The sequence below is a fragment of the Microbacterium testaceum StLB037 genome (assembly GCF_008763945.1).
GTDB lineage: Bacteria > Actinomycetota > Actinomycetes > Actinomycetales > Microbacteriaceae > Microbacterium > Microbacterium testaceum_G.
On sequence record NZ_VTQH01000002.1, the window covers coordinates 95,657 to 109,192 of the forward strand.

Here is a 13,536-nt window from a genome sequence, read left to right on the forward strand (position 1 = left end):
TCGCGAGCCCCGGTCCGGTCGCGAGCCCCGGTCCGGTCGCGAGCCCCGGTCCGGTCGCGAGCCCCGGTCCGGTCGCGAGCCCCGGTCCCGTCGCGAGCCCCGGCACCGTCGCGAGCCCCGACCGCATCGCCACCCCCGGCCCCGGCTCCGCCGCCCTCGCCAGCCCCGGCCCGGTCGCCACCCCCGGCCTCGCCACCGCACCCGAGGCGCACTCCACGCCCGCCGTCCCGGCATCCGCCCTCGCCCAGCCGGCCCCCCTCGCCGACCCGTCCCACGCCACCGCCCCCGTCGCCGACGAGCCCGCGTCCGGGGCGGTCCCCGAATCCGCCCTCGACGGCGTCGAGCCCCACTTCGGCTCCTTCGCCGCCGAGCACCTCTCGCCCTCGTTCCCGCAACGTGCGCCGTGGGGAACCGCCCAGCGCCTGCGCGCGTGGCAGGCCGAGGCGCTCGACCTGTACTTCGGCCTCGACGGACCCGACGGCGTCGGCAAGGGTCCCCGCGACTTCCTCGCGGCGGCCACCCCCGGCGCCGGAAAGACGACCTTCGCCCTCCGCCTCGCCTCCGAGCTCATGAGGCGCCGCGTCGTCGACCGCATCGTCGTCGTGGCCCCCACCGAGCACCTCAAGACCCAGTGGGCCGAGGCGGCCGCGCGTGTCGGCATCCGTCTCGATCCCTTCTTCTCCAACCGGCACGCCACGCCCTCGCGGCAGTACCACGGCGTCGCCGTCACCTACGCACAGGTCGCGGTCAAGGCCGAGGTGCACCAGCGGCTGACGATGGATGCCAGGACCCTGGTCATCCTCGACGAGGTGCACCACGGCGGAGACGCCCTCAGCTGGGGCGACGCCCTGCGCGAGGCCTACAACCGGGCGACTCGGCGCCTGCTGCTGTCGGGAACGCCGTTCCGCAGCGATACCGCGCCCATCCCGTTCGTGGAGTACCACCCCAACGCGAAGGGCATCCGCCTCTCACGCACCGACTACGCCTACGGGTACAAGCGCGCACTCGAAGACGGTGTCGTGCGCCCGGTCTTCTTCCTCGTCTACGCCGGTCAGATGCGCTGGCGAACCAAAGCCGGCGAAGAGATGGAAGCCCAGCTCGGGCAGGACAACACCAAAGACATCACCTCGCAGGCCTGGCGCACCGCGCTCGACCCGAACGGCGACTGGATCCCCGCGGTCCTCCGCTCCGCGGATCGTCGCCTCACCGAGGTACGGGAGACGGTCCCGGATGCCGGTGGCCTGGTCATCGCGACGGACCAGACCGCCGCGCGGGCGTACGCGGCCATCCTCGAGGACATCAGCGGCGAGAAGGTCACCGTCGTCCTTTCCGACGAGGCGGAGGCCTCGGGGCGCATCGAGACGTTCTCGAAGGGCACGACCCGCTGGATGGTCGCGGTGCGCATGGTGTCCGAGGGCGTGGATGTCCCGCGCCTCGCCGTCGGCGTGTACGCCACGAGCGCCTCGACCCCCCTGTTCTTCGCCCAGGCCATCGGGCGTTTCGTGCGCGCCCGCCGCCGCGGTGAGACCGCGAGCGTGTTCCTGCCCAACGTCCCGCAACTGCTGGCTCTGGCCGGCGAGATGGAGGCGCAGCGCGAACACGCCCTCGACCGCGACAGCGACGCGGAAGACCAGTGGAACGCCGAAGAAGACATGATGGATGCCGCCGAGCGCGAGGACAAAGCCTCTGACGCGCTCGAGCAGGAATTCGAGTACCAGGCGCTCGGCTCGCTCGCGCACTTCGATCGCGTGATGTTCGACGGGCAGGAGTTCGGCCAGCTGGCGGTTCCGGGAACCATCGAGGAGGAGGAGTTCCTCGGCATCCCGGGCCTTCTCGAACCCGAGCAGGTGCACGAGGTGCTCATGTCGAGGGCCACGCGACAGTCGCGCCACCGCTCGACCCGCGAGGCGACCGAGAAGGAGAGCGGCGTCGAGCCGGCGTCGGTCGACGAGGGCGGGCTTCCGGCGCCGCTGCACCGGACGCTGAAGGAGCAGCGCCAACTGCTCAACACGATGGTCGGCCTGTACGCGCGCCAAAGCGGCGAGCCGCACGGCCTCGTGCACGCCGAGCTGCGGCGCATCTGCGGGGGTCCCGCCGTCTCGCACGCGACGGTGGCGCAGTTGCAGGCGCGCATCGACGTGCTGCGCAAGCGCGTGCATTCCTGAGCCGGCGCTGCGGGGCGTTCGCGTGAGTCGCCGCCGAGCGGAGCGCTCGCGCGAACGCCGCCCGCCCCGCTGCGCGAACGCGCGCCACGGTTTCGCGGCGCCGAAATGCTGGCATCCACCCCGCAGCATCCGCGGTATTCCGCTCTTCGGAGCCCCGAAATGCTGTCAGTGTGGGCGACGCGCCCGAGGGCGGGATTCCGCCTCACTACGGTGGGGGACGACCCGAAGGAGCCCCGTGACGACCCCCGCCACACCCACCGCCCGCGACCGCCGCCGTTGGGCGCGCTATCTCGTCGACGAACGCGCCGAGGCGCGCGTGTATCGCGAGCTCGCCTCGCGCCGCACGGGCGAGGAACGCGACATCCTCCTCGCCCTCGCCGACGCCGAGGGCCGCCACGAGCAGCACTGGATCGACCTGCTCGGCGAGCATCCGCAGCGTCTGCCGCAGCCCGGCATCGGCACCCGCGTGCTCGCCTGGATGGCGCGGCGGTTCGGCTCGATCTTCGTGCTCGCCCTGGCTCAGAACGCCGAGGCGCGCTCGCCCTACGCCGACGAGCCCTACGCCACCCCCGCGATGGCGGCCGATGAGCGCGTGCACCACGAGGTCGTGCGCGGTCTCGCCGCTCGCGGGCGCAGGCGCCTCTCGGGCACCTTCCGCGCCGCCGTCTTCGGCGCTAACGACGGTCTCGTCTCGAACCTCGCGCTGGTGATGGGCGTCGGCGCGACCGGCGTCGCCCCGAGCTTCGTGCTGTTCAGCGGCATCGCGGGACTGCTCGCCGGTGCGCTGTCGATGGGCGCTGGAGAGTTCGTGTCGGTGCGGTCGCAGCGCGAACTTCTCGAGGCGACCGAAGAGAGCGACTTCGCCGACTCTGCCCTTCCCCATCTCGACCTGGATGCCAACGAGCTCGCGCTCGTCTACCGCACCCGCGGGATGGACCCCGACGCCGCCCTCGACAAGGCGCGCGAGGTCGTCACCGCGGCCCGGGCGGGAACCGCGCCCGCGGCGGCGGCACCGGGCGAGTCGTCGCACGACGTCGTCGGGAGCGCGTGGGGTGCGGCCCTGTCGAGCTTCCTGTTCTTCGCCTCGGGCGCGATCATCCCGGTGCTGCCGTGGATCTTCGGCATGTCGGGCTTCGCGGCCGTCGCCCTCGCGCTCGGCCTGGTCGGCATCGCGCTGCTCGGCACGGGCGCGATGGTCGGCCTGCTGTCCGGTGCCTCGCCGCTCAAGCGGGGCCTGCGTCAGCTCGCGATCGGCTTCGGCGCCGCGGCTGTCACCTACGTGCTGGGTCTGCTGTTCGGGGTGTCGGCGGCCTGACCCGAGGCGCGCCTGCCGCGCGAGCGCGGCGCTCAGCCCCGCGTCGCAGCCGCCACCCGCGCCGCCTCGCGCTCGGCGCCGACGTTCTTGCGCCCGGCGCGCGACCCCGCGAGCTTCGCCGCGATGTGCTCGCGCACCGTCACCGGGTCGTACAGCGCGGGGGCCTCGGGCGAGACGAAATGCGGCAGCGGGGCGATCACCGCGTCGGCGTTGCCGTCGTGGAAGAACGCCGCCGAGCGTCGGCGCTCGATCGTGCCGTTGACGACGGGCGGCTTCACCCGGTGCAGGGTCGACATCCAGCGGTCGTTCGTCAGGCGCGCGGCGACATCGCCCAGGTTGACGAGCAGCGCACCGCGGGCGGGGGAGACGTCGTTCCACGAGCCGTCCTGCCCGAGCACCTGCAGCCCCGCGACCTGGTCGGCCCACAGCACCGTGACGAGTCCGAAGTCGGTGTGCTCGCCCATGCCGGTCAGCTCCGCGCCCAGCTCGATCTCCCCGGGCGGCAGGGCGTAGTTGTTCATGCGCAGCACGTCGATCGAGTGGTCGGTGACGTCGTCGAAGAAGTCGACCGGCACCCGCAGCGCCGCCGCGAAGATCCGCGTGAGGGTGCGCGCGACGCGACGCGCCTCGTCGTAGTACTCCCGCACCGCGGGCTCGAAGATCCGCGTCTCGGCGGGCCAGGTGCTCTCGGCGTAGTCCGCGGAGGTCGCGGTGCTGCCGGGATACTCCGCCGCAGAGGTACCGACGTTGAACGCCTCGAAGAAATCGTTCATGCGCGTGACTGGATCCACGCCCAGGCTGTAACTCAGCGACTCGCTCTTCGGCGGGCTGTACCCGCGATTCTCGGCCGCGGGCCGCACGTACGCCTTCTTCGTCTCCAACGGCAGCGCGAAGAACTCGTCGAGTCCCTCGGTCAGCTCCGAGATGACGGCATCCGGGATGCCATGACCCACCACCTGCATGAAGCCCACGGTGCGACACGCGTGGTCGACGGCGGCGACGACCGCGGCTCGGGCATCGGGGGAGCCCGGGCCGACCCAGGCGGAGATGTCGATCGTCGGGACGGAGAAGGCGGGCATGCCCCGACGCTAAGCGGCCCATGTCACACGGGTGTTTCTGCGGGGTCACGGCGATCGTGAACCACGGCGAGCGCGGTCCACGGCGAGCGGACCACCGCGACCGCGGCCCCCGCCGACCGCGGACCACCGCGACCGCGGCCCCCGCCGACCGCGATGCACGCGCCGGGGTCCCGGCATCCGGAATCATCCGACCCGACGGCCACGCACGCGCGTCCACACCCGCGCCCCCGCGTACATCAGTGCCCCGATCGCCGTGGCGAAGAACCCGATCGGCAGGTCGGTGGTCACCGCAAGCGCGATCGACGCCCACACCGTGACGAGCGTGAGCGCCACCGACAGCGCGAGGCCTCCACCGGGAGTCCGCGCGAGCATCTGCGCGGCGGCCGGCGGCCCGATGAGCAACGCGAACATCAGCAGGGCCCCCACCATCGGCACGCTCACCGTCGTGGCGGCGGCCACCACGAGCGCGAACACGAGGTCCACGCCTCGCACGCGCACGCCGCGCGAGGCGGCGAGGGCGGGGGAGAGGGATGCCAGCAGCAGCGGCCGCACGATGAGCGCGACCAGCGCGAGACACATCAGGGCCAGCAGACCCATGGTGAGCAGTTCGTCGGGGGAGACCCCCAGGATCTGGCCGAACAGCAGGGCGAACACCTGCGCCGAGTACTCGCGCGAGCGGCTGAGGAAGAGCGCGCCCAGGGCGAGCATCGTCACGAGCGTCAGGGCGGTGACCACGTCGTGTCGCGCCCGGCGTCCCAGCAGCACGATGCCCACCGCCCCACCCGCGGCGAAGACGCCGAGGCCCACGAGGGGGTTCACCCCGATCAGCACGGCCCCGGCGGCTCCGGCGAACGCCCCGTGCGGAACGGCGTGGGCGAAGAAGGCATTGCCGCGCAGCACGACGAAGAAGCCGACGACGCCCGCGACCACGGCCACGATCGTCCCTCCCGCCCACGCGGTCATGAGGTACGGAGCGAACATCACGCCACCGCCCCTCGACGCGGCGCCGGGCGCAGGGCAGTGACGGCGCGGGCCGAAAGGTAGGTCAGGAACACCGCCGCCACGATGGTGAAGCTCACCGGCCAGCTGCTCCCTCCGAACCAGTCGAAGCTCGCGAACGACACCAGGCACCCGACGAAGACCTGGGCCACGGCGAGGGTCGCGGCCAGCACCGCAGCGGTTCCCAGCCGCCGGGTGAACAGCAGCGCGGTCGCCGGCGGTCCGATCAGCAGAGCCGTCGAGAGGATCGCGCCGATCGACAGCGACGACAGCTGCACGGCGAGGGCGAGCGCGACCAGGAACAGCGAGCTCGCCCACCGGGTCGGCACTCCGCGGGCGGCGGCGAGGTCGCTGTCGAGCGTCTCGAGGCTCACCCACCGCCAGATGAGGGCGACGACGGCCACGGCGACGACGCCCAGTCCGACGATGACCGGGACCAGGCGTGAATCGATCGAGAAGAGGGAGCCGAACAGCACCGAGATCGCGGCGTTGCTCGAGCCGCCGATCAGGGTGTCGAGGGTGAGGAACAGGGCGGTGAGCCCCGTCCCCGCGCCGAAGACGACGCCGGTGGCGACGTCGCGCCCGGCCAGCCGCCGAGTCCCGATCGCCTCCATCACCACCGCGGAGAGCACCCCCGCGGCGACGAAGCCCCAGAGCTGGCTCACTCCCAACAGGAACGCACCCGAGCCGCCGACGGCTCCGAGGTCGGCCAGCGCGTGACCGGCGAACGACTGGCCCCGCGTGATGGTGAACACCCCGACGATGCCCGACAGCACCGCGACCACCGTGCCGACCACGAGCGCGGTATGCACCGTCGGGCTCGCGAGAAACGCCGACAGCACGCCGCTCATGCCGTCGTCACCGCCTCGTCGGCGACGACGAACGTGCGACCGGCCGCCTCGATCACCCGCATGGGGCGCCCGTACAGCGCGCTGAGGACGTCGTCGCGCACCACCTCGGCCGGCGTCCCCACCGCCGCGCGCCCCGACGCGAGATACGCGACGCGGTCGAGCACGGGCAGCAGCAGGGTGAGGTCGTGAGCGGTCACCACGATCGCCACGCCGCTTCGCCGCCGCACCTCGTCCAGGAGCGCGACGACATCGCGAGCGCTGACCGGATCGAGGCTCGCGAGCGGCTCGTCGAGCAGAAGCAGGGCCGGTCGACGAACGATCGCGTGCGCGAGCAGCACCCGCTGCTGCTGTCCTCCCGAGAGCTCGCCCACCCGGGCGTCGGCGAACGCGGTGGCCCCCACCTGGGCGAGAGCGTCGTCGACCGCCCCGCGCAGCCGTCGCCGTGCGAGCGGGATGCCGAGCCGGGCTCCGTCCAGCCCCAGCATCACCACGTCGCGGGCGCGCAGCGGCGCGTGCGGGTCGAGGCTGATCTTCTGTGGGACGTACCCGATGCCTGCGCGACGGTCCGGGCGCTGCACCCGCCCGGCCTGAGGGCTCAGGATGCCGAGCAGTACCCGCAGCAGCGTGGTCTTGCCCGCGCCGTTCGCTCCGATCAACCCGACGATCGCGCCCGGGGGCACGTCGAGATCGACGCCGTCGAGCACGAGAGCACCGCCCAGACTCACCGCGACCCCCCGTGCCCGAAGGACGGCGTCGGGATCGCTCCGCGCGGAGGCCTCGTTCACAGGTGCTCGGTCGAGGTGCCCTGGGTGACGGCGGTCTCGAGTGCTTTCACCTCGGCCAGCATCCAGTCCTGGTAGTGGTAGTTCGCGGGCATCGTCTCGTAGACACCGACGACGGGGATGCCGTTGTCCTTCGCGAGCTGCAGATACTTGTCGGTCGTGTCGTCGGTGACCTGCTGGTTGTACAGGAACACCTTCACCTGCTTGCCGGTGAAGAGGGCGTCCTGCGTCGCGGTGTCCTGGGCCGAGGGGTCGGTGTCGTTCATGATCGCCGCCTGCAGGTTCCACGGTGTCTTGATATCGGCATCCGCGGCTTGGAGCATGAAGTCGGCGACGGGCTCGGTCACCGCCACGGGCGTTTTCGGGTCATCTTTGCGAACGAGGCGAGAGCGTCGGTCCAGCCGCTCAGAGACGCGGTGAAGGTCGCGAGGTTGGCGCGGAAGGTGTCAGCGCTGGCCGGGTCGAGCGCGCTCAGCTTGTCGGCCACCGAGCTCGCGACCGCGGGCATGGTCTTCGGGTCGTACCAGAGGTGAGGGTTCTCGGTACTGTCGGGCAGTCCCAGGACGTCCTGCGCGACGATCACCGAGCGATTCGCGTCAGGGGAGGCCTTCTCGAGATCGGTCATGAAGTCGTCGTAACCGAGACCGTTCTGCACGATGAGCTGCGCCCCCGCGACCGCCTTGGCCACGCTCGCGCTGGCTTCGAAGGTGTGCGGGTCGGTGTTGGGGTCGCTCATGATCGCCGACACGTCCACGCGGTCGCCGCCGATCTGCTGGACGACGTCGGCGTACTCGTTCTCGGCGGCGACGACGGTGATCTTCGGACCCGTGTCGGACGTGGCGGCGGGGGCGGCGGATGACGCCGCGGTGGAGCACCCGGCGAGCACCAGGGTCAGCAGGGAGGCGGTGGCGACGACGACGGAGCGCGCTGTCTTCATGGAGGTCGATGTCCCTTCGACGATCGGCTCCTCGGGAATGAGAACCGTTATCAGGAGGGAAGCTAGAGACGAGGGCTATGGTCGGCGAAAGTCAGGGCTGTGCGTTGGCTGAACAGGCCGGCTTTCACCCGGACGAGTTCGAAGCCCTCCCGCTCCCGGACAAAGCGAAGAAGGCCCCGGATGAATCCGGGGCCTTCTTCGTTCTGTGCGCGAGGGGGGACTTGAACCCCCACGCCCGTTAAAGGGCACTAGCACCTCAAGCTAGCGCGTCTACCTATTCCGCCACCCGCGCATCTGGGTGTTTCGCTGCTTTCGCAACGAGGAACGACATTACCACGCTCCCGACCCCGCCCCGAATCGGTTCCGCCGCCCGGGCGCGTCTCGCGGCGACACAGGGCGGGAGGGCGACTCGGCCCCCGGTACCGTAGTGCGCATGCCCGAGCTCGAAACCGACGTCCCCGAGGTCGCCCGCGTGGCGCGCGACCTCATCCGGTTCGACACGTCGAACTACGGCGGGGGTCGTGCCGAGGGTGAGCGAGAGGCTGCCGAATACGTCGGCGCGTACCTCGAAGACCTCGGCCTGCAGGTGGAGTACTACGAGCCGATCGAGCGCCGCACGAACGTCTGCGCCCGCATCCCCGGCCGCAACCACGACAAGCCCGCCCTGATCCTGCACGGCCACCTCGATGTCGTGCCCGCCGTCGCAGAAGACTGGAGCGTCGACCCCTTCGCCGGCGAGATCCGCGACGGCGTCCTCTGGGGCCGCGGGGCGGTCGACATGAAGGACATGGATGCCATGATCCTCACCGCCGTGGCCGAGGTTCTGCGCGCGGGGGAGCAACCCGAGCGCGACATCATCGTCACGTTCTTCGCCGACGAGGAGAACGGCGGCGTCGAGGGCTCGGCGCTCGTGGTGAAGAACCGTCCCGAGTGGTTCGCCGGCGCCACCGAGGCCATCAGCGAGGTCGGCGGCTACTCGATCGCCGTGGGCGACCGCCGCGCCTATCTGCTGCAGGTGGGCGAGAAGGCCCTCGTGTGGATCAAGCTCATCGCGCGCGGTCGCGCGGGTCACGGCAGCGGACTGCACGCCGACAACGCCGTGACGAAGCTCGCCGAGGCCGTCGCCGCCCTCGGGCGCACCGAGTGGCCGATCCGCCTCACCGACACCACCTCTCAGTTGCTCGAGGGCCTTGCCGAGATCACCGGCGACGACGCGGGCGACCCCGACGCGCTCGCTCTGCGCGCCGGCGCGGCATCCAGCTTCATCCGCTCCACCCTGCGGACGACGACGAACCCGACCGGGCTCACCGCGGGCTACAAGCACAACGTCATCCCCGATCGTGCCGAGGCGCTCATCGACGTGCGGGTGCTGCCCGGCACCGAGGAGGCGGCCCTCGCCGACATCCGTCGCATCGTCGGGCCTGACATCGAGATCGAGATCGTGCACCAGGACATCGGTCTCGAGGTGCCGTTCTCGGGCGACCTGGTCGACGCGATGATCGCGCAGCTGGGCCGACACGATCCCGGAGTGCCGGTCGTGCCGTACCTGATGGGCGGCGGCACCGACAACAAAGCCCTCGCCGGTCTCGGCATCGCCGGCTACGGGTTCGCGCCGCTGCGCCTTCCGGCCGACCTCGACTTCACCGGGATGTTCCACGGTGTCGACGAGCGCGTCCCCGTCGACGCGCTCCAGTTCGGTCAGCGGGTTCTCGCCGACCTCATCCGCACGTACTGAAGGACCGCATGCATATCTTCGAGGTCATCGTCCTCGGGCTCGTCCAGGGCCTCACCGAGTTCCTCCCCATCTCCTCGAGCGCCCACCTGCGCATCGTGGGGGAGTTCCTCCCGTCGAAGACCGATCCCGGCGCGACGTTCACCGCCATCACCCAGATCGGCACCGAGCTCGCGGTGTTGATCTACTTCCGCAAGAAGATCGCCCGGGTCATCTCCCGCTGGTTCGGCTCGCTCACCGGCAAGGTGCCCCGCACCGATCCCGACGCGCGCATGGGCTGGCTCGTGATCATCGGCACGCTGCCGATCGCTCTGCTGGGCGTGCTGCTGCAGAGTCTCATCCGCGACAACTTCCGGAGCCTGTGGATCACCGCGGTGGTGCTGATCGTCTTCGGCATCCTGTTGGGGCTCGCCGACCACTACGGGAAGCGCCGTCGCGAGCTCGACGACCTGACCTACCCGCACGGCGTCGCCTTCGGTTTCGCGCAGGCCCTCGCCCTCGTCCCCGGCGTTTCGCGCTCGGGTGCCACCACGACCCTCGGCCGCGCGCTGGGGTACAAGCGCACCGCCGCCGCCGAGTATTCGTTCCTGCTCGCGGTCCCCGCGGTCTTCGCCAGTGGGTTCTTCGAGCTGTACAAGAGCTTCGACGAGGGCACCGGCCCCTACAACCTCGGCGAGACGGCGCTGGCGACCGTGATCGCGTTCGTCGTCGGCTACATCGTGATCGCCTTCCTCATGCAGTACCTCAAGCGCGGCAGCTTCCTGCCGTTCGTGATCTACCGCGTCGCCCTCGGCGTGCTGATCATGGTGCTGCTGACGCTCGGCGTGCTGCCCGCGTACTCCGCCATCACCGGCTGATCCCGGATGCCACGAAGGCTCCGTCCCATCCGGAGGCGGCGCCTTCGTCGTGTCGGTGGCGGGGTGGTCCCTGAGTCCGTCGAAGAGGCTCGGACCGCAGCGTCAGCGTCGGGGCGGATCGTCGCGACCGGGCTTGGTGGGCCCGTCGCCGCCGCGGCGCAGGTAGCGCTCGAACTCCTGCGCGATCGCGTCTCCCGACGCCTCGGGGGAGTCCCACGTGTCGCGCGTCTGCTCGAGCTGACGGATGTACTCGCTCATCTCCTCGTCGTCGGCCGCGGCGGCGTCGATCGAGGCCTCCCACTGACGCGACTCGGTCTCGAGGTCTCCGCGCGGCACCGTGATCCCCGTGATCGCCTCGAGCTTGTCGAGCAGGGCGAGCGTGGCCTTGGGCGAGGGCGTGTGCCCCGCGACGTAGTGTGGAACGCTCGCCCAGAGGCTCGCGGTCGGGATGCCCACGGTCTCCGAGACATGACCGATGGCGCTCAGGATGCCGACCGGCCCCTCGTACAGGCTCCGCTCGAGCCCCAGCGACTGTCGCACGGCCTCGTTGTCGCTGCCGGCGAAGACCGAGATGGGGCGGGTGTGCGGCACGTCGGACATCATCGAGCCGAGCGCGACGAAGCCGGTGACGTCCTCGCGCAGCGCGACGTCGATGAACTCGGCGGCGAAGGCCTGCCAGGCGCGGGCGGGCTCCACGCCCACGAGCAGCCAGATCTCGGCGTCGTCGGAACGCTCGACCGGGCGCAGCAGTGTGGCCTCGGGCCAGGTCAGGGTGCGACGGCCCTCGGCATCCAGTCCGACCTGGGGGCGCGTGTACTGGTAGTCGAAGTAGAGCTCGGGGTCCACCGTATGGACGACCTCGTACGCGGCATCCGCCCGCAGCATCGCGGCGGCGGCCGACGCGGCTTCTCCGGCGTCGTTCCACCCGTCGAATGCGGCCACGATGATCCGGCGACCCAGTGCGTCCACGCAACCTCCTCTGCCCCGTCGGGGCTGGCTTCCAGGATAGGCGTACGGGCGAGCACGCGGCCGGAGGGGCCGCGGCTGTGCGCAGCGGGGCCCGTGAGGGCGCGACGCCGACGCTCGATACGATGGAACGATGACTTCTCCCGCCCTCGCCGCGGTCCTGTGGGACATGGACGGCACGCTCGTCGATACCGAGCCGTACTGGATGGCCGCGGAGACCCCGCTCGTGGAGCGCTTCGGCGGCACCTGGTCGCACGAGCAGGCGCTCGGCATGGTCGGCCTCGCGCTCGAGGACTCGGCCGCCCTGCTGCAGAACGCCGGCGTGCCGTGGAGCGTCGACGAGATCATCGCGCACCTGACCGACGAGGTGCTGCGCCAGCTCGCCACCATCGGCGTGCCGTTCCGTCCGGGCGCCTACGAACTGCTCGCCGACCTGCGCGCGGCGGGCATCAAGACCGGCTTGGTCACGATGTCGATGCGCCGCATGGCGCTGTCGGTGGCCGACCTCATCGACTTCCCCGCCTTCGACGTCGTGGTCGCCGGCGACGACGTCGAACGCCCCAAGCCGTTCCCCGACCCGTACCTGCAGGCGGCCGCGGCCCTCGGCGTCGACATCGCCGACACCGTCGCGATCGAGGACTCGCCCAACGGGTTGCGCTCGGCCGTCGCCAGCGGCGCGGTCAGCCTGGGCGTGCCGCACATGGTGTCGCTCGACGGGGTGGGGGCCGCTCAGCTGTGGCCCACGCTCGCGGGCCGCACCGCCTCCGACCTGCGCGCGCTGCACGTCGCGCACACCCCCTCCCGCCCCGAAGAGACACGAGCCCCCCGATGAGCGAGACCCCCCACCTGAGCGGCCCCTTCCGGGTCGGCGACCGGGTGCAGCTGACCGGCCCCAAGGGCCGCATGCACACCATCACCCTGCGCGAGGCGGGCGAGCTGCACACCCACAACGGCGTGCTCAAGCACGAGCTCCTCGTCGGCCAGCCCGACGGCAGCGTCGTCACCAACAGCTCCGGCCACGACTACCTCGCCGTGCGCCCGCTCCTGCGCGACTTCGTGATGTCGATGCCGCGCGGGGCCGCCATCGTCTACCCGAAGGACGCCGCGCAGATCCTCGCGCAGGCCGACATCTTCCCCGGGGCCACCGTCGTCGAGGCCGGCGTCGGCTCGGGTGCGCTCTCGCTGTGGCTGTTGCGCGCGATCGGCCCCGCGGGGCGACTGCTGTCGTTCGAGCGTCGCGAGGAGTTCGCCGAGGTCGCCCGCGCGAACGTCGAGACCTTCCACGGTGAGCTGCCCGCGACGTGGGAGGTCGTCGTCGGCGATCTGGTCGAGAGCCTCCCGGATGCCGTGGCCCCCGCCTCCGTCGACCGCATCGTGCTCGACATGCTCGCGCCCTGGGAGTGCATCGACGCCGCCGCCGACGCCCTGACTCCCGGCGGCGTCGTGCTCTGCTACATCGCCACCGCCACGCAGCTCAGCCGTGTGGCCGAGTACATCCGCGCCACGGGGCTGTTCACCGAGCCGGATGCCAGCGAGACCATGGTCCGCGGGTGGCACGTCGAGGGTCTCGCCGTCCGCCCCGACCACCGCATGGTCGCGCACACGGGCTTCCTCATCACCGCGCGACGTCTGGCGCCAGGAGCCGTTCCGCCCGAGGTCAAGCGGCGCGCGTCGAAGTCGAGCTATGGCGACGAGGACGTGGAACTGTGGACCCCCGGTGCCGTCGGCGACCGCGAGATCACCGACAAGAACCTGCGCAAGCGCGTGCGCGAGGCGCAGAAGTCGGCCGAGGGCGTCCGCCAGTCCGTCGCGGGGGCCGCGTCGGAAGACGCGGGTTCGACCGCCTAAACTGT

At 71.4% G+C, this 13,536-nt stretch carries 11 protein-coding genes, 1 tRNA gene and 1 pseudogene; 6 read left to right on the top strand and 7 right to left on the bottom strand.

Annotation, left to right across the window (positions count from 1 at the left end):
* Window positions 1–422 precede the first annotated feature (422 nt).
* Both F9B98_RS09100 and F9B98_RS09105 read left to right on the top strand, forming a co-directional pair.
* Window positions 423–2,165, top strand: a complete 1,743-nt coding sequence (locus tag F9B98_RS09100) for a DEAD/DEAH box helicase (protein WP_225310327.1) — start codon at window positions 423–425, stop codon at window positions 2,163–2,165.
* A gap of 235 nt (window positions 2,166–2,400) precedes the next feature.
* Window positions 2,401–3,480, top strand: coding sequence for a VIT1/CCC1 transporter family protein (locus F9B98_RS09105; RefSeq protein WP_150956289.1), 1,080 nt, complete (start codon window positions 2,401–2,403; stop codon window positions 3,478–3,480).
* 32 nt (window positions 3,481–3,512) lie between these two features.
* Here the strand turns inward: F9B98_RS09105 and F9B98_RS09110 are convergent, their stop codons facing one another.
* From F9B98_RS09110 to F9B98_RS09135, 6 genes and pseudogenes are all read right to left on the bottom strand, one after another.
* Window positions 3,513–4,559, bottom strand: coding sequence for an isopenicillin N synthase family dioxygenase (locus F9B98_RS09110; RefSeq protein ID WP_150956292.1), 1,047 nt, complete (start codon window positions 4,557–4,559; stop codon window positions 3,513–3,515).
* 183 nt (window positions 4,560–4,742) lie between these two features.
* Complete coding sequence (locus tag F9B98_RS09115; protein ID WP_150957763.1) at window positions 4,743–5,540, bottom strand: metal ABC transporter permease; 798 nt, start codon at window positions 5,538–5,540, stop codon at window positions 4,743–4,745.
* A complete protein-coding gene (locus F9B98_RS09120; protein ID WP_150956295.1) occupies window positions 5,540–6,409 on the bottom strand; it encodes a metal ABC transporter permease in 870 nt (289 codons plus the stop codon). The genes F9B98_RS09115 and F9B98_RS09120 overlap by 1 nt, the downstream gene beginning before the upstream one ends.
* Window positions 6,406–7,194 (bottom strand): metal ABC transporter ATP-binding protein, encoded by a 789-nt coding sequence (locus F9B98_RS09125; RefSeq protein ID WP_150956298.1) that lies wholly within the window; start codon window positions 7,192–7,194, stop codon window positions 6,406–6,408. Before F9B98_RS09125 ends, F9B98_RS09120 begins: the two co-directional genes overlap by 4 nt.
* A pseudogene (locus tag F9B98_RS16285) lies at window positions 7,191–8,128 on the bottom strand (metal ABC transporter solute-binding protein, Zn/Mn family). Before F9B98_RS16285 ends, F9B98_RS09125 begins: the two are co-directional and overlap by 4 nt.
* A 206-nt stretch (window positions 8,129–8,334) precedes the next feature.
* A tRNA-Leu gene (locus tag F9B98_RS09135) sits at window positions 8,335–8,420 on the bottom strand.
* Window positions 8,421–8,561: 141 nt separating this feature from the next.
* Here F9B98_RS09135 and F9B98_RS09140 point away from each other — a divergent pair.
* Window positions 8,562–9,863 carry a M20/M25/M40 family metallo-hydrolase gene (locus F9B98_RS09140; protein WP_150956301.1) on the top strand — a complete coding sequence of 434 codons (1,302 nt, stop codon included), beginning with the start codon at window positions 8,562–8,564 and terminating at the stop codon, window positions 9,861–9,863.
* Between the two features lie 8 nt (window positions 9,864–9,871).
* Window positions 9,872–10,717, top strand: coding sequence for an undecaprenyl-diphosphate phosphatase (locus F9B98_RS09145; RefSeq protein WP_150956304.1), 846 nt, complete (start codon window positions 9,872–9,874; stop codon window positions 10,715–10,717).
* Window positions 10,718–10,819: 102 nt separating this feature from the next.
* Here F9B98_RS09145 and F9B98_RS09150 read toward each other — a convergent pair whose 3' ends face one another.
* Window positions 10,820–11,686, bottom strand: coding sequence for a PAC2 family protein (locus F9B98_RS09150; RefSeq protein ID WP_150956307.1), 867 nt, complete (start codon window positions 11,684–11,686; stop codon window positions 10,820–10,822).
* A 130-nt stretch (window positions 11,687–11,816) separates the two neighbouring features.
* Between F9B98_RS09150 and F9B98_RS09155 the strand changes: the two genes are divergently transcribed.
* Window positions 11,817–12,515, top strand: a complete 699-nt coding sequence (locus F9B98_RS09155) for an HAD family hydrolase (RefSeq protein ID WP_150956310.1) — start codon at window positions 11,817–11,819, stop codon at window positions 12,513–12,515.
* Complete coding sequence (locus tag F9B98_RS09160) at window positions 12,512–13,531, top strand: tRNA (adenine-N1)-methyltransferase (RefSeq protein WP_150956313.1); 1,020 nt, start codon at window positions 12,512–12,514, stop codon at window positions 13,529–13,531. The genes F9B98_RS09155 and F9B98_RS09160 overlap by 4 nt, the downstream gene beginning before the upstream one ends.
* Window positions 13,532–13,536: the final 5 nt, after the last annotated feature.

Bases quoted from the DNA above. Each gene is read 5' to 3' on its own strand.
- F9B98_RS09145 (WP_150956304.1), top strand. From the start codon at position 9,872: ATGCATATCTTCGAGGTCATCGTCCTCGGGCTCGTCCAGGGCCTCACC.
- F9B98_RS09115 (WP_150957763.1), bottom strand. From the start codon at position 5,540: ATGTTCGCTCCGTACCTCATGACCGCGTGGGCGGGAGGGACGATCGTG.
- F9B98_RS09160 (WP_150956313.1), top strand. From the start codon at position 12,512: ATGAGCGAGACCCCCCACCTGAGCGGCCCCTTCCGGGTCGGCGACCGG.
- F9B98_RS09155 (WP_150956310.1), top strand. From the start codon at position 11,817: ATGACTTCTCCCGCCCTCGCCGCGGTCCTGTGGGACATGGACGGCACG.
- F9B98_RS09140 (WP_150956301.1), top strand. From the start codon at position 8,562: ATGCCCGAGCTCGAAACCGACGTCCCCGAGGTCGCCCGCGTGGCGCGC.
- F9B98_RS09120 (WP_150956295.1), bottom strand. From the start codon at position 6,409: ATGAGCGGCGTGCTGTCGGCGTTTCTCGCGAGCCCGACGGTGCATACC.
- F9B98_RS09110 (WP_150956292.1), bottom strand. From the start codon at position 4,559: ATGCCCGCCTTCTCCGTCCCGACGATCGACATCTCCGCCTGGGTCGGC.